The 17,596-nt window shown below is 72.7% G+C and carries 18 protein-coding genes; 12 read left to right on the forward strand and 6 right to left on the reverse strand.

Going from position 1 to position 17,596, the window contains the following annotated elements; genetic code table 11:
• Nucleotides 1-123 precede the first annotated feature (123 nt).
• Entirely contained in the window at nt 124-426 is a 303-nt protein-coding gene (locus tag E5N76_RS26085) for an HU family DNA-binding protein (RefSeq protein ID WP_149540731.1), read from the reverse strand.
• Between the two features lie 251 nt (nt 427-677).
• Between E5N76_RS26085 and E5N76_RS31185 the strand changes: the two genes are divergently transcribed.
• The 4 genes from E5N76_RS31185 to E5N76_RS26100 all read left to right on the forward strand — a co-directional run bounded on the left by E5N76_RS31185 (nt 678) and on the right by E5N76_RS26100 (nt 4,000).
• On the forward strand, nt 678-809 hold the full coding sequence (locus E5N76_RS31185; RefSeq protein ID WP_268921331.1) for a hypothetical protein: 132 nt from the start codon (nt 678-680) through the stop codon (nt 807-809).
• Nucleotides 810-896: 87 nt separating this feature from the next.
• Nucleotides 897-1,325: a PadR family transcriptional regulator gene (locus tag E5N76_RS26090; protein WP_149540732.1), complete on the forward strand. Its 429-nt coding sequence runs from the start codon at nt 897-899 to the stop codon at nt 1,323-1,325.
• A 61-nt stretch (nt 1,326-1,386) separates the two neighbouring features.
• Nucleotides 1,387-2,778 carry an FAD-dependent oxidoreductase gene (locus E5N76_RS26095; RefSeq protein WP_149540734.1) on the forward strand — a complete coding sequence of 464 codons (1,392 nt, stop codon included), beginning with the start codon at nt 1,387-1,389 and terminating at the stop codon, nt 2,776-2,778.
• Between the two features lie 10 nt (nt 2,779-2,788).
• Complete coding sequence (locus tag E5N76_RS26100) at nt 2,789-4,000, forward strand: MFS transporter (RefSeq protein WP_235907893.1); 1,212 nt, start codon at nt 2,789-2,791, stop codon at nt 3,998-4,000.
• On the opposite strand, the gene E5N76_RS26105 is transcribed toward E5N76_RS26100, so the two are convergent.
• The gene (locus E5N76_RS26105; protein WP_149540738.1) at nt 3,969-5,180 is read right to left on the reverse strand and encodes an MFS transporter; all 1,212 of its coding nucleotides are present in this window, start codon (nt 5,178-5,180) and stop codon (nt 3,969-3,971) included. The two genes, E5N76_RS26100 and E5N76_RS26105, sit on opposite strands and share 32 nt — an antisense overlap.
• A 77-nt stretch (nt 5,181-5,257) precedes the next feature.
• On the opposite strand from E5N76_RS26105, the gene E5N76_RS26110 reads away from it, so the two are divergent.
• From E5N76_RS26110 to E5N76_RS26140, 7 genes are all read left to right on the forward strand, one after another.
• A complete protein-coding gene (locus tag E5N76_RS26110) occupies nt 5,258-5,617 on the forward strand; it encodes an ArsR/SmtB family transcription factor (protein WP_149540740.1) in 360 nt (119 codons plus the stop codon).
• Nucleotides 5,614-6,672, forward strand: coding sequence for an ACR3 family arsenite efflux transporter (gene arsB, locus E5N76_RS26115; RefSeq protein WP_149540742.1), 1,059 nt, complete (start codon nt 5,614-5,616; stop codon nt 6,670-6,672). Before E5N76_RS26110 ends, arsB begins: the two co-directional genes overlap by 4 nt.
• Nucleotides 6,669-7,805, forward strand: a complete 1,137-nt coding sequence (locus tag E5N76_RS26120; protein WP_149540744.1) for an ArsO family NAD(P)H-dependent flavin-containing monooxygenase — start codon at nt 6,669-6,671, stop codon at nt 7,803-7,805. Before arsB ends, E5N76_RS26120 begins: the two co-directional genes overlap by 4 nt.
• Before the next feature lie 69 nt (nt 7,806-7,874).
• Complete coding sequence (locus tag E5N76_RS26125) at nt 7,875-8,729, forward strand: metalloregulator ArsR/SmtB family transcription factor (protein ID WP_149540746.1); 855 nt, start codon at nt 7,875-7,877, stop codon at nt 8,727-8,729.
• Nucleotides 8,730-8,752: 23 nt separating this feature from the next.
• Nucleotides 8,753-9,796 carry an ArsJ-associated glyceraldehyde-3-phosphate dehydrogenase gene (locus E5N76_RS26130; protein WP_149540748.1) on the forward strand — a complete coding sequence of 348 codons (1,044 nt, stop codon included), beginning with the start codon at nt 8,753-8,755 and terminating at the stop codon, nt 9,794-9,796.
• Between the two features lie 4 nt (nt 9,797-9,800).
• Nucleotides 9,801-11,063 (forward strand): organoarsenical effux MFS transporter ArsJ, encoded by a 1,263-nt coding sequence (gene arsJ, locus E5N76_RS26135; protein WP_149540750.1) that lies wholly within the window; start codon nt 9,801-9,803, stop codon nt 11,061-11,063.
• A 578-nt stretch (nt 11,064-11,641) separates the two neighbouring features.
• Complete coding sequence (locus E5N76_RS26140; protein ID WP_149540752.1) at nt 11,642-12,037, forward strand: hypothetical protein; 396 nt, start codon at nt 11,642-11,644, stop codon at nt 12,035-12,037.
• Nucleotides 12,038-12,100: 63 nt separating this feature from the next.
• Here the strand turns inward: E5N76_RS26140 and E5N76_RS26145 are convergent, their stop codons facing one another.
• Complete coding sequence (locus E5N76_RS26145) at nt 12,101-12,316, reverse strand: hypothetical protein (protein ID WP_149540754.1); 216 nt, start codon at nt 12,314-12,316, stop codon at nt 12,101-12,103.
• 103 nt (nt 12,317-12,419) lie between these two features.
• On the opposite strand from E5N76_RS26145, the gene E5N76_RS26150 reads away from it, so the two are divergent.
• Nucleotides 12,420-12,665 (forward strand): DUF1272 domain-containing protein, encoded by a 246-nt coding sequence (locus E5N76_RS26150; RefSeq protein ID WP_149540756.1) that lies wholly within the window; start codon nt 12,420-12,422, stop codon nt 12,663-12,665.
• Between the two features lie 204 nt (nt 12,666-12,869).
• Here E5N76_RS26150 and E5N76_RS26155 read toward each other — a convergent pair whose 3' ends face one another.
• The 3 genes from E5N76_RS26155 to E5N76_RS26165 all read right to left on the reverse strand — a co-directional run bounded on the left by E5N76_RS26155 (nt 12,870) and on the right by E5N76_RS26165 (nt 17,532).
• Nucleotides 12,870-14,237 carry an aldehyde dehydrogenase family protein gene (locus tag E5N76_RS26155; RefSeq protein ID WP_187830417.1) on the reverse strand — a complete coding sequence of 456 codons (1,368 nt, stop codon included), beginning with the start codon at nt 14,235-14,237 and terminating at the stop codon, nt 12,870-12,872.
• Between the two features lie 360 nt (nt 14,238-14,597).
• Entirely contained in the window at nt 14,598-15,836 is a 1,239-nt protein-coding gene (locus E5N76_RS26160) for an FAD-dependent oxidoreductase (RefSeq protein WP_149540760.1), read from the reverse strand.
• A 31-nt stretch (nt 15,837-15,867) separates the two neighbouring features.
• Nucleotides 15,868-17,532, reverse strand: coding sequence for a squalene/phytoene synthase family protein (locus tag E5N76_RS26165; protein WP_149540762.1), 1,665 nt, complete (start codon nt 17,530-17,532; stop codon nt 15,868-15,870).
• Nucleotides 17,533-17,596 lie beyond the last annotated feature (64 nt).

Below are 17,596 nucleotides of genomic sequence, written 5' to 3' on the forward strand. Positions count from 1 at the left end.
GCACGCTCACGCAGATCCTCGGAGTATGGCCGCATCCTGGCTGGCCTCCATCGCCCAGCCCAGAGCTTGAATCAGATCTCAGCCCGTTTCGGAACCCCCGATTCAGAGCAAACACAGCATGCTCTAGGGCGTATCGGCCCCGCGCCGCAGGATCTCGGCGAGCACGCGGCTGATGCGCAGGCGGACGCTCGGCCGCTCGGGCGCCACATGGGTGACGCGCTCGGATCGCCCGGAAGCTCCGCCCTGGGCCACCTTGCCGCCCCGTTTCGTCACCACCCGGAACACCCCGAACCGCCGCAGCCGCACCTCGGCCCGATTCCGCAGCGCGTGGGTCATGGCATCGAGCACGATGTCCACAGCCTTCTCCGGCAGCCGGACGAATTGCATCGCCGGCGCGCTCTCATCGGGCCAGTCGGCGGGCAGCATGGGGGCGAGGCATCGGCGTCGCCTATGCGGCCGCGTGCCGCTGGCTCTCGTCGGTCGAATATGTCCACCCCGACGGCGAGCCCCAGGACCTTGCGTGGCTGCACTTCCGGAACTTCGACCCCGCGAGCGGATATCTCGAGCTCAAGGCCTACCCGAAGAGCGAGGTCGATGCCTGCGGCACGGCCGGCGATCTCAAGGCCTGCATGCGGAAGCGGACGCCCAGCGCGATCGAACCTCCCATTCCCTTCGCTGTGCGCGACGGAAGGTCCTGGGTCGCCGGCGCCCGGTTCGACCGGGCGCTGCTCTGCCATTCGCCTGAGTACACTCCCCGGGCCGCGGATGCGCTGATCGGGATCTTCAGCGACTACATCGACTTCCGCTGATGCCCCGGGGTGAGCGGCCCAGGCAGCGAGACGGATGGCATAATCTTAGGGCTTGATGCATCGAGGTCCGAGGTATAGCTTTCTCCCATGGACGTCGCCCGCCGAGCCCCTTCTCCCCGCGTCGACTACGCCTCCCGCGACTACTGGGCGGGCACGATCAAGATGGGCCTGAGCAAGTTCTTCATCCTGCGCGTCCTGCACGACGGGCCGCTGCACGGCTACGACATCGCCCGCCTGGTCGAGCGCACAACCAACGGCTGCTGCTCCCCCACCGAGGGCACGATCTATCCCGTACTCCGCGAGTTCGAAGCCGGTGGCTTCGTCACGGCGACCGAGGAGGTCGTCGGCGGCCGCCAGCGGCGGGTCTATGCGCTGACCGACGCCGGGCGTGCTGCCTTCCGCGTGGCGCTGAACGCCTGGATGGAGGCGACCACCGCCCTGCAGGACACTGGCCACGCCTTTGCCGCCGACCGTGCGCGGGCAGAGCGGCGATCCGGCGGGGAGTGCTGCGCGTGACCCGATCCGCGTCTTTTCGTGTCCGGATACCTCGTCCCTCTATGCATCGAGGAGCATCTCAATGAGCGAGCCCAGCCTGCCCGTTGTTGTGATCGGCGCCGGCCCCGTCGGTCTCGCTGCCGCCGCGCAGCTCCTCGCCCGTGGCCTCGAGCCCTTGGTGCTGGAGGCCGGACCCGACATCGGCCACGCGGTCCGCGCCTGGGGCCACGTCCGCATGTTCTCGCCCTGGGAGTTCAACATCGACGCCGCCGCGCGCGTGCTGCTCGAGGCCGAGGGCTGGTCGGCGCCTGACCCGAGCCACTACCCGACAGGAGCGGAGCTCGTCCGCGACTACCTGGCTCCGCTGGCCGCGACGCCGGCGCTGCGAGGGCGCATCAGTACCGGCGCAAAGGTGGTCGGCGTCGCCCGGCGCGACTTCGGGCGGCTGCATGACGCCCCCGGCCGCGACACCGCGCCCTTCATGCTGCACGTCGAAAGCTGCTGCGGCGTCCGGGCGATCGAGGCGCGCGCGGTGATCGACTGCTCCGGCACCTGGCACGCGCCGAACCCCGCCGGCAGCCACGGCATGCCCGCTCCCGGCGAGGCGCGGCACGCGGCCCGTATCGCCTACGGCATCCCGGACGTGCTCGGAGCCGAGCGCGCGACCTATGCGGGCGGGACGACGCTCGTCGTCGGCGCCGGGCACTCAGCGATGAACGCGGTGCTGGACTTGGCCGAGCTAGCGAAAGGAGCGCTGGGCACCCGGATCCTCTGGGCGTTCCGCCGCCCGCTCGGCGCGGTGAACTTCGGCGGCGGCGCGAAGGACGGGCTCGCGCAGCGCGGCGAACTCGGGGCCCGCGCCCAGGCGCTGGTCGAGACCGGCGCCGTGACCGCTCTCGCGCCGTTCCTGATCGACCGCATCGCCGACGCCGAGGGCCGGCTTGCCGTCACCGGCCGGCAGGAGGCCCGCACGACGACGGTGCAGGCCGACCGGATCATCGTCGCCACCGGCTTCCGGCCCGACCTCTCCTTCCTGCGCGAGGTGCGGCTCGGCCTTGACCCGGCGGTGGAGGCGACGCCGGCGCTCGCGCCGCTGATCGACCCGAACCTGCACTCCTGCGGCACGGTGCGCCCGCACGGCGAGGCGGAGCTGCGCCACCCGGAGGCCGGCTTCTACATCGCCGGCATGAAGAGCTACGGCCGCGCGCCGACCTTCCTGATGGCGACGGGGCACGAGCAGGTGCGCTCGATCGCCGCCTTCCTCGCCGGCGACATCGAGGCGGCGCGCCGGGTCGAGCTGGTGCTGCCGGAGACGGGCGTCTGCTCGACCGACCGCGCGCCGGCCGGAGCCGCGGCCTCCTGCTGCAGCCCCGTCGAGGCAGCCCAGCCGGTGCTGGCGCCAGTTGCCGCCGGAGGTGGCTGCTGCGGCCCGGCGAAGGCGCCGGCGCCGAAGGCCGGCGGCTGCTGCGGCTGAGGCTGCGCGGGTGAGCACCGGATCCGACGCCGCGCCCCGCATGGCGGTGATCTCGGCCATCGGGCTCGGGCAGATCCTGTCCTGGGGCTCGACCTACTACCTGCCGGCGGTGCTGGCGGTGCCGATCGAGCGGGACACGGGCTGGTCGCTCGGCTGGATCTTCGGCGCGCTGTCGGTCGGGCTGGTGGCGTCGGGCCTGGTCTCGCCGCTGGTGGGACGGCTGATCCACCGCCACGGCGGACGTCCGGTGCTCGCCGGCGCGGCGGCGCTGATCGCGCTTGGGCAGCTCGGCCTATGGGCCCCACCGAACCTCGCGGCCTTCGTCGCCGCCTGGGTGGTGATCGGGCTCGGGATGGGCGCCGGGCTCTACGACCCGGCCTTCTCCACGCTTGGCCGGCTCTACGGCGAGGCGGCGCGGTCCGCGATCACCAAAGTCACGCTGTTCGGCGGCTTCGCCAGCACGGTCTGCTGGCCGCTGACCGCCTTGCTGGAGGCGTGGGTCGGCTGGCGCGGCGCGTGCCTCGCCTACGCCCTCGTCCACGTCGCGGTGGTGCTGCCCTGCTACCTCCTCGTGGTGCCGAGGGAGGAACGGGCCGCTGAGGTGCCCTCCGCCGGCACAGTGGGCGCACGGCCCGGCCATCTGCCGCCCGAGCAACGCACGGCCTTCAACCTCCTCGCCGTGGTGTTCACCCTGGCCTACGCGATCATGACCGTGATCGCGGTCCACCTGCTCACGCTTCTGCAGGCGCGCGGTCTGGAGCTCGCCGCAGCAGTCGCCCTTGGCGCGCTGGTCGGCCCGGCGCAGGTCGGCGGGCGCGTGCTGGAGATGGTCTTCGGGCGCGGCGCGCACCCAATTTGGACGCTGGTGGTCTCCAGCGGTCTGGTGGCCCTGGGCACGATCCTGCTGCTCGTCGCGCCTGGCTGGGCGGCGGCCGCGATCATGCTCTACGGCATCGGCAGCGGGCTGCGGTCCATCGTTCGGGGCACAGTGCCGCTCGTGCTGTTCGGCAAGGAGGGCTACGCGATCCTGATGGGCCGGCTCGGCGTGCCGACCCTTATGGCGACGGCGGCCGCACCGATGCTCGGCGTCTGGGCGCTGGACGCGTTCGGTCCGGAGGGCACGCTCGTGGCACTGGCCGTGGCGGGCGTGGTGAACCTGGCCCTGGTCGCCCCGCTGGTGCCGATGGCGCTCAGGCCGAGCGGCCGAGCCGCCGCAGGATGACGAGGCCGGCCAGCGTGACGAGCGCGAGGTGCCCGAAGGCCAGCGCCCAACCCGTCGTGCCGGTTCCGGCGAGGTCGAGCGCCAGGCCGACGCCGATCGGGCCGAGCAGGCCGCCCGCATAGCCACACATGCTGTGCAGCCCCATGGTCGCGCCGCGCTGGTCCTTCTCCGCCGCCTGTACCGTGCCCGCGGTGAGCGCCGAGCTGTCGAGGTAGATCGCCGCGTTCCAGGCCAGCACGCAGAGCGCGGCGAGCGGCGCCGAGACGAGCAGCGACCATCCCGCCAGCAGGGACAGCGCGGCGGCTCCCCCCATCGCGGCGGCGACCACGCGCGGTCGCCCGAAGCGCTGCGCCGTCTCGTTGCCCGTGATCGAGACGGCGATGCCGACCAGCCCGGCGGCGGTGAAGAGCACGCTCGGTCCGGGCAGCCACGCCGGGGCGCCGTGCAGCGCGACGGCGGCCGCGAGGAAGGTCACGCCCCAGGCGCGCAGCGCTGCCAGCTCCCAGGTGTGCACCGTGTAGCCGGCGATCCAGGCCATGGCCGCGCGGTTGCGCAGCACGGGCCGGAAGTCGAGCAGGGCGGCCGGCGCCGCGGCCGGGCGCGGCGCCGTGCGGGGCATCACCGCCAGGCCGATCGCGAACGCCACCACCGCGCAGGCGGCGCCGAAGGCGAAGGCGGCGGGCGGTCCCCCGAGCGCGTTGAGCGCGCCGGCCACGGCGAAGGACGCCGCGCCGGCGATGCCCACCCCGGCGGCGTGCCAGGTGACGGCCCGCGACTGCGCGTCGCCCTCCAGCCGGTCGGCGATCGCCTTCAGGCCCGGCATGTAGCAGCCCGCCCAGCCGACACCGGCCAGGGCACGGAGCGCCAAGCCGCTCCAGAACCCCTCGGCGAGGATGGCGAAGCCCAGATGCGAGAGCGCCGTCGCCCCGGCACCGACCAGGTAGACCCGCCGCGCCGGCACGCGGTCGGTCAGCGCGACCAGCACCGGCACGGCCAGGACGTAGGCCCCGAAGAAGGCGCCGATCAGCCAGCCCGCCTCAGTGGCCGAGAGCGACCAGGCCGCCAGGTAGTGCGGCAGCAGCGCCGGCAGAGTGAAGGCGCCGATCTGCACCAGCACCTGCGCCGCGACCACGGCCGCCGTGAACCGGGCGGCCGGCGAGAGGCTGGAAAGGGAGAACACTCGCCGATCCTATGCTCGGAGCCGAAACGGGGACACCCGATGTTGCCTGCACCCGTTCTGTCCGTCATTCTCGACAGATGGACGAAACATCTGCCGTCGAGGCCCTTGGCGCCCTTGCCCAGGAAACCCGGCTCCGCGCCTTCCGCCTGCTGATCCGCCAGGGGCCAGAAGGTCTTCCCGCCGGCGAGGTGGCCCGTCGCCTCGGCGCCCCCCACAACACCATGTCGACGCACCTCGCCATCCTCGCGCGGGCCGGCCTCGTCGCGTCCCGGCGCGAGAGCCGGCAGGTCATCTACGCCGTGGAGGCGGGCGGCGTCCGCGACCTGATCGGCTTCCTCGTGGAGGAGTGCTGCGGCGGACGCCGGGAGGCCTGTGCGCCGCTGATCGAGGCGGCGCTGCCGCTGGCCGCATGCTGCCCGGGGGAGAGGCGAGCATGAGCGACGCTGCGCCCCGCCGCCTCTCCTTCCTGGACCGCTGGCTGACCCTCTGGATCTTCGCCGCGATGGCGCTCGGCGTCGCGCTCGGCTCCCTGGTGCCCGGGCTGCCCGCGGCGCTGGAGGCCATGTCGGCGGGCGGGACCAACATCCCGATCGCGGTCGGGCTGATCCTAATGATGTACCCGCCGCTGGCCCGCGTCCGCTACGAGGCGCTGCCGCAGGTCTTCGCGGACCGCCGCGTACTGACGCTGTCGCTGGTGCAGAACTGGGTGATCGGGCCGGTGCTGATGTTCGCCCTCGCCGTCCTCTTTTTGCGCGACCAGCCGGAATACATGACCGGCCTGATCCTCATCGGCCTCGCACGCTGCATCGCCATGGTGCTCGTCTGGAACCAGCTCGCGCGCGGCGACGGCCAGTACGTCGCGGGGCTCGTCGCCTTCAACAGCATCTTCCAGCTGCTCTTCTTCGGCGCCTACGCCTGGTTCTTCCTCTCCGTCCTGCCGCCCTGGCTCGGCCTCGAGGGACGGGTGGTCGAGGTCTCCTTCGCTACCATCGCCGGCGCCGTCCTGCTCTACCTCGGCGTGCCCTTCGCGGCCGGCTTCCTGACCCGACGCCTGCTAATCGCCCGGAAGGGCGAGGACTGGTACGCGCGGGCATTCCTGCCCCGCATCGGGCCAATCACACTCGGCGCGTTGCTCTTCACCATCGTCGCCATGTTCGCGCTCAAGGGCGGCGAGGTGGTGCGGCTGCCGCTCGACGCGCTGCGCATTGCCCTGCCGCTGGCGATCTACTTCGTCGTCATGTTCGTGGTCTCCTTCTGGATGGGGCGGCTGATCGAGGCCGATTATCCGCGCACCACCGCCATCGCCTTCACCGCGGCGTCGAACAACTTCGAGCTCGCCATCGCGGTGGCGATCGCCGCATTCGGCCTGGCCTCTCCGGTGGCCTTCGCGACCGTCATCGGGCCCCTCGTGGAGGTCCCGGTGCTGATCCTGCTGGTGGGCGTCGCGCTGCGGCTTGGACGCCGCTGGTTCCCGCCGACCGCCCCGACGTGACGGAAGTGCCCGACGTCGTCGCGCCGGAGGCGCGCGATGTGGTCGTGGTGGGCGGCGGGCAGGGCGGGCTCGCGGCGGGCTACTTCCTGCGTCGCACGCCCCTGTCCTTCGTCATCCTCGACGATGCCGCTGCCCCAGGTGGCGCGTGGCAGCACGCCTGGGATTCGCTCACCCTGTTCTCGCCAGCGCAATGGAGCTCGCTCCCAGGCTGGCCAATGCCCCCGCCGCAGGGCGGCGGTTACCCGCCGCGGGACGCGGTGGTGAGCTACCTCGCCGCCTACGAGGCCCGCTACGCGCTGCCGGTGCGTCGACCCGTGCGCGTGGCGGCGGCGCGGCGCGATGGGGATCGCCTCCTGGTCGAGGCCGCGGACGGCCGATCCTGGCGTTCCCGCGCCGTCCTCAGCGCCACGGGCACCTGGGGCAGCCCCTGGATTCCCGACGTGCCCGGGCGCGATGTCTACCGGGGTCGGCAGGTCCACTCGGCGCACTACCGGCGGCCAGAGGACTTCGCCGGCCAGGCCGTGCTGGTGGTGGGCGGCGGGAACTCTGGCGCACAGATTCTCGCCGAGGTGTCGAAGTTGGCGCGGACCACCTGGGTGACGGAGCGCGACCCGGCCTTCCTGCCGGATGACGTCGACGGCCGGGTCCTGTTCGAGCGCGCGACGGCCCGTTGGCAGGCGGAGCGCGAGGGACGCCAGCCACCCGAGCCGCGCGGCGGTCTCGGTGATATCGTCATGGTGCCGCCCGTGCGGGAGGCGCGGGCGCGCGGCGCCCTGACACGCAGCCTGCGGCCCTTCGCACGCCTCGAAGCGGACGGCGCAGTCTGGTCCGACGGCACCCGCGTGCCGGCCGAGGCGATCATCTGGTGCACAGGCTTCCGCCCGGCGCTCGACCATCTTGCGCCGCTCGGCGTGCTAGGGACGGACGGCCGGTCTCAGGTTGAGCCGGACGGGCGAGCGACGTCCGAGCCTCGGCTCTGGCTGCTCGGCTACGGGGACTGGACGGGTACCGCCTCCGCAACGCTGGCCGGCATCACCCGGGCCGCGCGCGGCGCCGTGGCTGCGATCTCGGACGCGCTGACCCTCGACGCAGCCAGGCCAGAGCCTGCCGCGGGATCGCCGGCATTGCCGTAGGCACGGTGGCCGACGGCGTCGTCATCCAACCTTCACGCACAGCTGCATTAATTCGACTATGCTGGAAGCATGGATAGTGGCGAGGCCGCGGCCGGCTTCACCGCCCTCGGGCAGGGCACCCGGCTCGAACTGATGCGCAGCCTGCTGGCGGCCGGCCCTTCCGGCCTACCGGCCGGCGAGATCGCGGCGCGGCTCGGCGTGCCGGCCTCCACCCTATCCTTCCACCTCAAGGCGCTGGAGGCGGCTGGCCTGGTCGCCGCGACGCGGCACGGCCGCAGCCTGGTCTACGCCGCTCAAGTCGCGCGGCTGCGCGCGCTCGTCGCCTTCCTGGCCGAGGCCTGCTGCGGCGGCGATCCCGCCCGCTGCGGCGACTTGAACCGACTTTTCGACACCGATGGGGAGACTACCAGGATGGAGAAACCCGTGTTCAACGTGCTGTTCCTCTGCACGCGCAACTCGGCCCGCTCGATCATGGGCGAGGCCATCCTGAACCGCATCGGCGAGGGCCGCTTCCGAGCCTTCTCCGCGGGCTCCGCGCCGTCCGAGAGCGGGCCGCTGCCCGAGGTGCTGAGCCAGCTCAAGGCGCTCGGCCACGACGTCTCGGCGCTGCGATCGAAGTCCTGGGACGAGTTTACCGGCGTCGCGGCACCCCGCATCGACTTCGTCATCGCCCTCTGCGACACGCTGGCGGGCCGGCTCTGTCCCGACTTCGGGGAAACGACCGTCACCGCCGCCTGGCCGCTGCCCGACCCGGCGAAGTTCACCGGCAGCGCGACCGAGCGCGCGACGCTGCTGAACGAACTCTACGCCGCGCTGCACCGCCGGCTCGGCATCTTCACCAACATCCCCTTCGCCTCGCTGGACCGCATGGCGCTAAAGGCTCGGGTAGACGAGCTGGCCGACCCGCACGCGATGGCGCGCTAAACGACAAGACCGGGAGAGCTGGGATGAGGGTCGGCATCAGCGGCATGGGCCGCATCGGGCGGCTGGCGCTGCGCGCCGCGATGGGCGCGGCGGATCGGCTGGAGGAGGACCCACGGCGGGGCAACCGGCTGGAGGTCGTCCACCTCAACGAGATCAAGGGCGGCGCCACGGCCACCGCCCACCTGATCGAGTTCGACAGCGTGCAGGGCCGCTGGCGCGCGCCGATCGCGGCGGAGGGCCGGGACGCCATTCGCATCGGCGACCGGCGCCTCTCCTTCTCCGAGCAGTCTCATCCGGCCGAGATTCCCTGGGGCGATCTGGGTGTGGACGTCGTGCTGGAATGCACCGGCAAGTTCCTCGACCCCGAGGCGATCGGGGGGCACCTAAAGCGCGGCGCGAAGCGGGTGATCGTGGCGGCGCCGGTGAAGTTCGACAGCGTGCTGAACGTGGTCGTCGGCGTGAACCACCACCTCTACGACCCCGCGCGGCACCCGATCGTCACCGCGGCGTCCTGCACCACGAACTGCCTCGCCCCGGTGGTGAAGGTGGTGCACGAGGCGATCGGCATCCGCCACGGCCAGATCACCACTATCCACGACCCGACCAACACCAACGTGGTGACCGACGCCCCGCACAAGGACCTGCGGCGGGCGCGGTCCGCGATGCTCTCGCTCCAGCCGACCACGACGGGCAGCGCGACCGCGATAGCGCTGATCTACCCGGAGCTGAAGGGCAAGCTGAACGGCCATGCGGTGCGCGCGCCGGTGCTGAACGCCAGCCTGACTGACTGCGTCTTCGAGATGGCCCGGGAGACCTCGGCCGAGGAGGTCAACGCGCTGTTCCACGCCGCCGCCGCGGGCCCGCTCGCCGGCATCCTGGGCTACGAGGCGCGGCCGCTGGTCAGCGCCGACTACGCCCGCGACACCCGCAGTTCCATCGTGGACGCGCCGAGCACCCTGGTCACCGATGGCACGCTGCTGAAGGTCTACGCCTGGTACGACAACGAGATGGGCTACGCCTGCCGCATGGTGGACCTCGCCTGCCACATTGCCGAGGCAGGGATCTGACGGGATGAGCAGCAGCGCCGCCGTCCCGTCCTCCTCGGGGACCCGCAACTACGCCATCGTCACCGCGGCCTATTGGGGCTTCACGCTGACCGACGGCGCGCTGCGGATGCTGGTGCTGCTGCACTTCTTCCGCCTCGGCTATTCGCCCTTCACGCTGGCCTTCCTGTTCCTGCTCTACGAGGCCGCAGGGATCGGTGCGAACCTGATCGGCGGCTGGCTGGCGACGCGGTTCGGCATCGCGCGCATGCTGGCCGTCGGGCTGACCACGCAGATCGCCGGCTTCCTGCTGCTCTCGGTGGTCTCGCCCGCCTGGTCGGCCGCCCTCTCGGTCGCTTGGGTAGTCGCAGCGCAGGGTATCTGCGGTGTGGCGAAGGACCTGACCAAGACGGCGAGCAAGAGCGCGATCAAGCTGACCGCCGGCGGGGCGTCCGGGCGTCTGTTCAAGTGGGTGGCGTTCTTCACCGGCAGCAAGAACGCCATGAAGGGCTTCGGCTTTTTCCTCGGTGGCCTGCTGCTGGAGGCGCTGGGCTTCCGGGGCGCGCTGTGGGCCATGGCGGCTGCGCTGGGCGTGATCCTCGCCGGCGTGGTGCTGTCGCTCCCGCCAATGATGGGGAGGGCGAAGGCGTCGAAGTCCGCACGGGAGCTTTTCTCGAAGAACCGCGGTGTGAACTTGATGGCGGCCGCACGGGTGTTCCTGTTCAGCGCGCGGGACGTGTGGTTCGTGGTCGGCCTGCCGGTCTTTCTCTATGCCTCAGGGTGGACGTTCACCATGGTCGGCGGCTTCCTCGCGGCGTGGACGATCGGCTACGGCATGGTCCAGGCGGCCGCTCCGGCCTTCGTCCGGCGCAGCGCTGACGGCTTGTCGGCGGAGGTTCCCTCCGCGCGCGCTTGGTCCCTGGCGCTGACTGCCGTGCCCGCGGTGCTCGCCGCGATGATGATCGCAGGCGTGCCGGCGCCCGAGTTCTTCGTGCCGGCGGGACTTTGCGTCTTCGGCGTCCTCTTCGCGGTGAACTCCTCGGTGCACTCGTATCTGGTGCTGGCCTACGCCGGCAGCGAGAAGGCGGCGGAGGACGTGGGCTTCTACTACGCTGCCAACGCGGCTGGCCGCTTCGGGGGGATCCTGCTTTCTGGGCTTCTTTATGAACTGGCTGGCCTCACCGGCTGCTTGATCGGCGCGTCGACGCTGCTGGCAGTCTGCTGGGCGATCACGCTCGCCTTCCCGCTCCGGCGGGATCATGCGGCCGTCGCCGGCGCCGTCGCAAAATGACGTGCATCAGCATCCCAGACCTCGGTCTCTGAGAGAGGCGGGTCGAGACCAGGTCTATACAATCCGGGAAGGCCAGCCTCGGGCGTTCTACCGCTAGCTATGACCTCCATAGCGACCATTGCGAATTGACACTATTCGGTTAAGTATCACAGTCGACAAGCATGAGGGCAGGCTGTGGGCGACCTGGCGGGAGCGCGTGGCAGACGAGAACCAAAGGCCAGACGTGGCTTCTGGGACTGGCGGCGGGAATACCGCACCGGTGATCGGCGGAGCTAGGGAGGTGCCCTCGGGGGGCCGTATTCCTTCTCGGACGCCACATCTTCACCGATGGGAGGGGGATGTGGTGGGGAGTGGCACGCCATCGCTGGCGGCCGGAGCTGCGCGCGGGGCGTTGTCGCTTTCGACCCAGGGCTGGTGGCCGAACGCGGTGGCGATCGGCGCCGAGGACTGTCTTGGCCTCGCCCGCCGGCCCTACATGGCGACGGAGCGCGTCCTCGCCTCCGGTACCGGCACGGCTAACGGCTACCATCCCCATCGCCCCGCCGCTGCGCGCCGTTGCCCCGCTCGCCGAGCCGCTGGTGCTCACCACGCCGACCATCGCCATGCGCCTCGCCTCCGACGACGAGGGCGCCAATCCCACCCGGCCGGGGCGCTTCACCCTCAAGGAGGAGGACGCCGCGGTATGGGACTGGAACCCGGCGGTCGATGAGCGCGTGACAGGGCGTAATCCTGTTGTGGTCCTGCTCAACCTGGGCGTCATCGCTGCACCCGCCAGCATCACGGCGGAGACGCCCCGGACGACCGCCTTTGCCGTCCTGGTCGTGTGCCGGGCCGCGGTCGGCTCCCGTATTGTCGGCCTGGAGCGCGGCAGCGGCATCGGTGCTCTACCGCAACTGCAGCAGCCGCTCCCGAAGCGGGCGGTGCCAGGACGGGTGAAAACCTGCACCGGGCTCAGGCCCACCCGGGCAGAATAATCTGCATAAGCGGAAATCTGTCTGGTGGCCCGAGAACGAAGTCCTGCGGACTTTGTCGGGCCACTAGGCCGTCCCGTCGCGGTCCGGCTCCTCGGTCGCCTTCGGGTCCTCGAGGCCAGGGCGGTCCCGCCGCGTCGGGAAGACGTCGACCGGGCCGCCGAAATCGGCGCCGCGCTCGGCGCGGTCGCCCGGCTGGGCATCCCCGGTGCCGATCGGGCGGTCGATGGTGCCGGCGGCGCGCTCACGCGGGGCAGGAGGGGGTTTCTGCGTGTCGTTCATGCCTGGGCAACGCGGGGCGGGGGGCAGGGTTCGGGCCGCGGCGGCGGTTGCCAGGGCGGGTGGGCCCGGGCGAGGCTCACGGCCTGCGAAAGGGAGGCATGCCATGCTCGAACTCCGCCCCTGCTGCGAATGCTGCGGCACGGATCTGCCGCCGGAAAGCCTGGCGGCGCGCATCTGTTCCTATGAATGCACCTTCTGCGCCGGCTGCGCGGAGGGGGTGCTGGCCGGCGCCTGCCCGAATTGCGGCGGGGAACTGGTGCGGCGGCCCATCCGCCCAGCCGCGCGGCTGCTGAAGCATCCGGCGAGCACGGTGCGGAAGGTGAAGCCGGAAGGCTGCGTGACGGCGTGAGTCGGGGCGTTGCCCCGAACCCCAGCAGGGGGCGTTGCCCGTTGGACGACCCCCCCCCCGCGAGGGAAGGCTTCCCCCCGGACCCCGCCGTGAGTCGGATGGTTCAACCCTCGGGTCCAAACCTCACATCGGGTCCGGGGAGGGGTCCCCCGCCCTGGCGGGGGGGGGCGCACAGCGTCCAACGGGCAGCGCCCCCGACCTGGATCATGGCTTTCCTGGAACCGAGCCCCCCAGCCCCAGCCCCAGCAGCCGCCGCACCAGCCGCAGCGCCCCCGCATCGCGCGGCGGGTCCAGCAGGCGAGAGAGGCTCCACCGCCCGTGCCGTACCCTGGCGCGCAGCAGGCTGAGCTCGCGGAACCCCGCCTCGCCGTTCCGCCGCCCGAAGCCGGAGGCGCCGGTGCCGCCGAAGGCCAGCGCCGGGAAGCCGGCATATTCCACGCAGCGCCCATGGATGATGGCGCCGCTCCGCACCGCTGCGGCCAGCCGCGCCTCCTCCGCCGCCGAGGCGCCGAAGAGGTACACCGCCAGCGGCGCCGGCCGCGCGCGGAGCCAGTCCAGCGCCGCCTCTAGCCCCGCCAGCGGCTGCAGGGCGAGCACCGGGCCGAAGATCTCCTCCTGGTGCAGCTTGTGGTCCGCTGGCGCCTCCGCCACGGCGAGGGCAAGCCGTCGCCCCGGCCCGTCCTCCCCCAGCCTTGTCAGCCGGGCGTCGGCGCAGAGTGCTTCCAGCCGCGCCGCCTGCCGGTCATTCGCCACCGCCGTCTCCGGCCGCGCGATGCCGGTGGCGCGGCAGGCGGCGAGGAAGGCCTCCCGCTCATGCCCGATCAGCAGCACGGTATCCGGCGCGACGCAGGTCTGCCCGGCATTCAGCGCCTTGCCGGCGAGGATGGCGCGCGCCGCCTCCTCCAGCCGCGCCCCGGGCAGCACCAGGGCGGGGCATTTCCCGCCCAGTTCCAGCGTCACCGGCACCAGGTTGCGGGCGGCGGCTTCCGCCACCTTCCGGCCGGTCGCGGTGCTGCCGGTGAAGACCAAATGGTCGAAAGGCTGGGCGGCGAATTCGGCTGAGACCTCCGGCCCGCCCTGGACGCAGCGGGCGATCTCCGGCCCCAGCGCCTCGGCCAGGATGTCGGCGATCAGCGCGGCGGTGGCGGGCGTCGCCTCGGAGGGCTTCACGAGCAGCCGGTTGCCGGCGGCGAGCGCATCGATGGCCGGCAGCAGGGCGAGCTGCACCGGGTAATTCCATGGCGCCATGATGCCGACGATGCCCTTCGGCACCCATTCCTCCCGGGCGCGGCTGGGCCAGAAGGGGAAGGGCACGGCGACGCGACGCGGCCGGGCCCAGCGGCGGAGGTGGCGCCTGGCATGCAGGGCGGCATCCGCCACCAGCTTCACATCGGCCAGCAGCGTCTCCACCGCGCTGCGGCCGCCGAAATCGGCGTCGGCGGCGGCGGCGATCGCTTCTGCCCGGCGGCGCATGGTGGCGGCCAGGGCGGCGAGCAGGGCCCGGCGCCGTTCCAGGGAAAGCGGACCGTCCCTGGCTTCCACCTGGCGCAGCGCGGCGAGGTCGGGGAGCATGCGGCTCCCTCGCGTGGCGGGCTGGCGAAAGCAAGGAAGAAAAGATCGGGGGCGCTGCCCGTTGGACGCGGTGCCTCCACCCCCCCCGCCGGGGAGCGGACCCCTCCCCGGACCCCGGTCCGAGTCCTGGAGCCGCGGGTTACACCTGCCGCCTCGGAGCCTGCCGCAAAAGGGTCCCTGGCCAGCATATCGGCCAAGGCTTTTTCCTCCCGGCCAGGATTGTGGCACGCCCGCGACGGCGCCTGCCCATGCTGGAGGCACCGGCAAATTGGCGGGCTTCATGCGAACGGCATGCTGGCGCATGACTCCAGGTCGGAGAAACCCGCCGAGACGCACCGCGGGCCCTTTTGCGACAGCCCCTCAGGACGGCAGCCGGCCGTGCAGCGCCCTTGCCGCCGCCTGGCCGGAGAGGACCGCCGCCTCGATGGTCGCGGGCAGCACCGGCTCCGTCCAATCCCCCGCCAGCGCCAGGTTCGGCAGCGGCAGAAGGGGCGGGCGCAGCGCCGGCCCCGGCAGATGCCGCGGCGTGGCGCGGCGTTCCTTCACCACCCGGCAGGGCGGCGGTGCCTCCGGCCACTCCCCGGCCAGGCCGAAGGCCAGGGCCGCCCGGCGCAATTCCGCCCAGGCGCGCGGCGCCAGGCTCTCCTGCTCCTCCCGCGCCGCCGCATCGCCAGCGGAGACGGTGACGGAAACCCCCTCCGGCCGCACCAGCACCCATTGGCACAGCGCCGCCAGCAACCCGAGGAAGCGCACCTTCTCCTCCCCTGGCCCCTGTCCCTGCCGGGCGAAATGCAGGTTCACGATCGGGGCATAGGCGGCGGGCGTTTCCAGATGCGGCAGCAGGCGCTGGCTTTCCCAGGGCGGCGTCGCCAGCAGCACCGCATCGCCGGGGCCGAGGGCGACGGCGTCTTCCCCGAAATCCAGCGCCGCCACGCGCCCGCCCTGGGTGACGAGGCGGCGCAGCCGGGCGCCGGCGCGGAACCGCGCCCCGCCGGCTTCCAGCGCCGCCACCGCCGGCGCCACGAGATCCGGCCCCAGCCCCCGCCGCGCCACGAAGAGCCGCGTCGCCCCGCGCCCGCCCAGCCGCCGCAGCACCGCGCCGAGGCGGCGGGCGGAGGCTTCCTCCACCGGCGTGTTCAGCGCCGCCACCACCAGCGGATCGACGAAGCCGCGGAGGAATTCCGGATGCGCCGCGAGCGCCGGTCCGACGGCGCGGTCCGGCAGCGGCAAAGCGAACTTCGCCAGCGCCAGCAGTGCGCCGGCGGAGAGCCCCGGCGGCCGCAGCGCGGGATCGCCCCAGGCGAAGGGAGAAAGGGCGACGCGGAAGGCCCTGCCATCCCGCAGATCCAGCACCGGCAGCCCGTCCGGCTCCGGCTCCACCCAGCCTTCCCGCGCCCCGATGGCGGCGAGGAAGCCCAGCGCCGCGCGGTTGGCGCCGAGCAGCGCATGGGTGCCGTTATCCGTGCCGTCCGGCAGGGCGCGGCAGCGCCCGCCCGCCTGCGGCGAGGCTTCGTGCAGCGCCACGGCGCGGCCAGCCTTGAGCAGCGCCAGCCCCGCCGCCAGCCCCGCCACCCCGGCGCCGATGATGTGGACGGTCATGCGGCGTCGCGGCCCGCCTCCGCCGCCCGCCTCACGCCACCCGCCCGAAGCCGAGCGCCATCCAGGCCATGCGCAGCTTCTCGCCCTTGGTCAGGCGCGGCCGCGGCCGGGGGCCGGACCAGCCGCGCGCCAGCAGCCGCTCGAACAGCCGCCGATACCCCCACATCATCACCGCCGCCGGCAGCAGCGCCTTCCGGTCGAACCGCCCGATCTCCTCCGCTGCCCGGGCGAAGCCCGCCTCCGCCTGCACCGCCAGCCCCTCGCAGATCGCCGCGAAATTCGGATGGCCGATGATCTCCGCTGCGGGCCCGTCCGGGATGCCCGCCGCCGCCAGCAGCGCCAGCGGCACATAGACCCGCTCCCGCTCGGCATCCTCATCCACGTCGCGCAGGATGTTGGTGAGCTGGAAGGTATGGCCCAGCGCCAGCCCGAACCCCTCCGCCTCCGGCGCGCCGAAGATCCGCACCGCCATGGCGCCGACGCTGCCGGCGACGCGGCGGCAATAGAGGTCGAGCTCCGCCGCGGTCGTCAGCCGCAGCCGGTCCGCCGCATCCGTCTCCATGCCGGCGATCATCGCCTCGCATTCCTCGAGCGGTACGCCATAGGCCCGGCGCGCCCAGGCCAGCTCGCGGGAGAGCACGCAATCCGGCGCCATCAGCTTGCCGCGCCAGGCGGCGAGGCAGCGGCGCTTCTCCGCCTCCGGCATCGCGCCGTCGGCGATGTCGTCCACCGCGCGGCAGAAGGCATAGACCGCCCAGAGCGCGCGGCGCCTCTCGCCTTTCAGCGCCGCCATGCCGCGGGCGAAGGAGGAGCCGGCGCGGGAGACCCGGCCGGCGACGATCTCCGCTTCCGCCCGGGGCTTCCGCAGCGCCGCCAGCAGCGCCCCGGCGAAATCCGCCTTGGAGAGCGCGACGCGCCCCAGCACCGGGTCGGCGGCGCGCAGCCGCGCCAGCAGCCGCCGGGCGCAGCCGATGGTCATGGCGCTCTGGATCGCCAGCCGCCGCGCCTGGAGCAGGCGCGGCAGCGCCTCGGCGCGATCCAGCGCCTCCTCCACCCGGTCGAGCGCCGAATCCAGCACCTCCCGCCGCCGCGCCGTGTTCGCCGGGTCGAAGAACCCCGCCTCGCCGCCGGCCAGCGCCATCCAGGACTCCGGCAGGTAGATGCGGTCCAGCGCCGCGCGGTCCGGCACCAGATCCTGCAGATGGTTCAGCACCTGCAGTGCGGTGCAGAGCGCATCGGCGGCGGCATTCGCCGCCCGGTTGCCGCCATCGCCATGCAGCCGCAGCAGCATGCGCCCCACCGGGTCGGCGGAGCGGCGGCAGTAATCCTCCAGCTCCGCCCAATCCGCGTAGCGGCGCTTGGTCGCATCCTGGCGGAAGGCGGAGAGCATCAGCCGCGCCTCCTCCACCCCGACGCCGGTCTGGTGCAGCTGCCGCGCCTCGGGCACCTGCGTCTCGGGGTCGTCCAGCGCCCGCTCCATCGCGTCCAGCCGGGCGATCTTCTCCTCCGGCGGCAGGTCCGGGCTGTCGCCGATATCGTCGGCCACCCGGACGAAGCGGTAGAAGGCCATCACCTTCGCCCGCAGCGGCCTGGCCAGGATCAGCGAGGCGGTGGGGAAATTCTCGCTGTCATGGTCGCGCGTCGGCGTGGCGGCGACGGCGAGGCTGCCGGACTCGAGCTTGGTCGGTGCGGACATGATGCGCGTCTCAGCCCCGGGCCATGGCGGGGCAGGGCAGGGGGCGGCGCGGCGGAGTCGAGGG

This window comes from Siccirubricoccus phaeus, from assembly GCF_008360935.1.
GTDB classification, from domain to species: domain Bacteria; phylum Pseudomonadota; class Alphaproteobacteria; order Acetobacterales; family Acetobacteraceae; genus Siccirubricoccus; species Siccirubricoccus phaeus.

Excerpts from the sequence above, each read along its gene's own strand:
- arsJ (WP_149540750.1), top strand. The coding sequence starts at position 9,801 with ATGAGCAGCAGCGCCGCCGTCCCGTCCTCCTCGGGGACCCGCAACTAC.
- E5N76_RS26155 (WP_187830417.1), bottom strand. The coding sequence starts at position 14,237 with ATGCTCCCCGACCTCGCCGCGCTGCGCCAGGTGGAAGCCAGGGACGGT.
- arsB (WP_149540742.1), top strand. The coding sequence starts at position 5,614 with ATGAGCGACGCTGCGCCCCGCCGCCTCTCCTTCCTGGACCGCTGGCTG.
- E5N76_RS26145 (WP_149540754.1), bottom strand. The coding sequence starts at position 12,316 with ATGAACGACACGCAGAAACCCCCTCCTGCCCCGCGTGAGCGCGCCGCC.
- E5N76_RS26110 (WP_149540740.1), top strand. The coding sequence starts at position 5,258 with ATGGACGAAACATCTGCCGTCGAGGCCCTTGGCGCCCTTGCCCAGGAA.
- E5N76_RS26095 (WP_149540734.1), top strand. The coding sequence starts at position 1,387 with ATGAGCGAGCCCAGCCTGCCCGTTGTTGTGATCGGCGCCGGCCCCGTC.
- E5N76_RS26130 (WP_149540748.1), top strand. The coding sequence starts at position 8,753 with ATGAGGGTCGGCATCAGCGGCATGGGCCGCATCGGGCGGCTGGCGCTG.
- E5N76_RS26090 (WP_149540732.1), top strand. The coding sequence starts at position 897 with ATGGACGTCGCCCGCCGAGCCCCTTCTCCCCGCGTCGACTACGCCTCC.
- E5N76_RS26165 (WP_149540762.1), bottom strand. The coding sequence starts at position 17,532 with ATGTCCGCACCGACCAAGCTCGAGTCCGGCAGCCTCGCCGTCGCCGCC.
- E5N76_RS26085 (WP_149540731.1), bottom strand. The coding sequence starts at position 426 with ATGCTGCCCGCCGACTGGCCCGATGAGAGCGCGCCGGCGATGCAATTC.
- E5N76_RS26125 (WP_149540746.1), top strand. The coding sequence starts at position 7,875 with ATGGATAGTGGCGAGGCCGCGGCCGGCTTCACCGCCCTCGGGCAGGGC.
- E5N76_RS26160 (WP_149540760.1), bottom strand. The coding sequence starts at position 15,836 with ATGACCGTCCACATCATCGGCGCCGGGGTGGCGGGGCTGGCGGCGGGG.
- E5N76_RS26150 (WP_149540756.1), top strand. The coding sequence starts at position 12,420 with ATGCTCGAACTCCGCCCCTGCTGCGAATGCTGCGGCACGGATCTGCCG.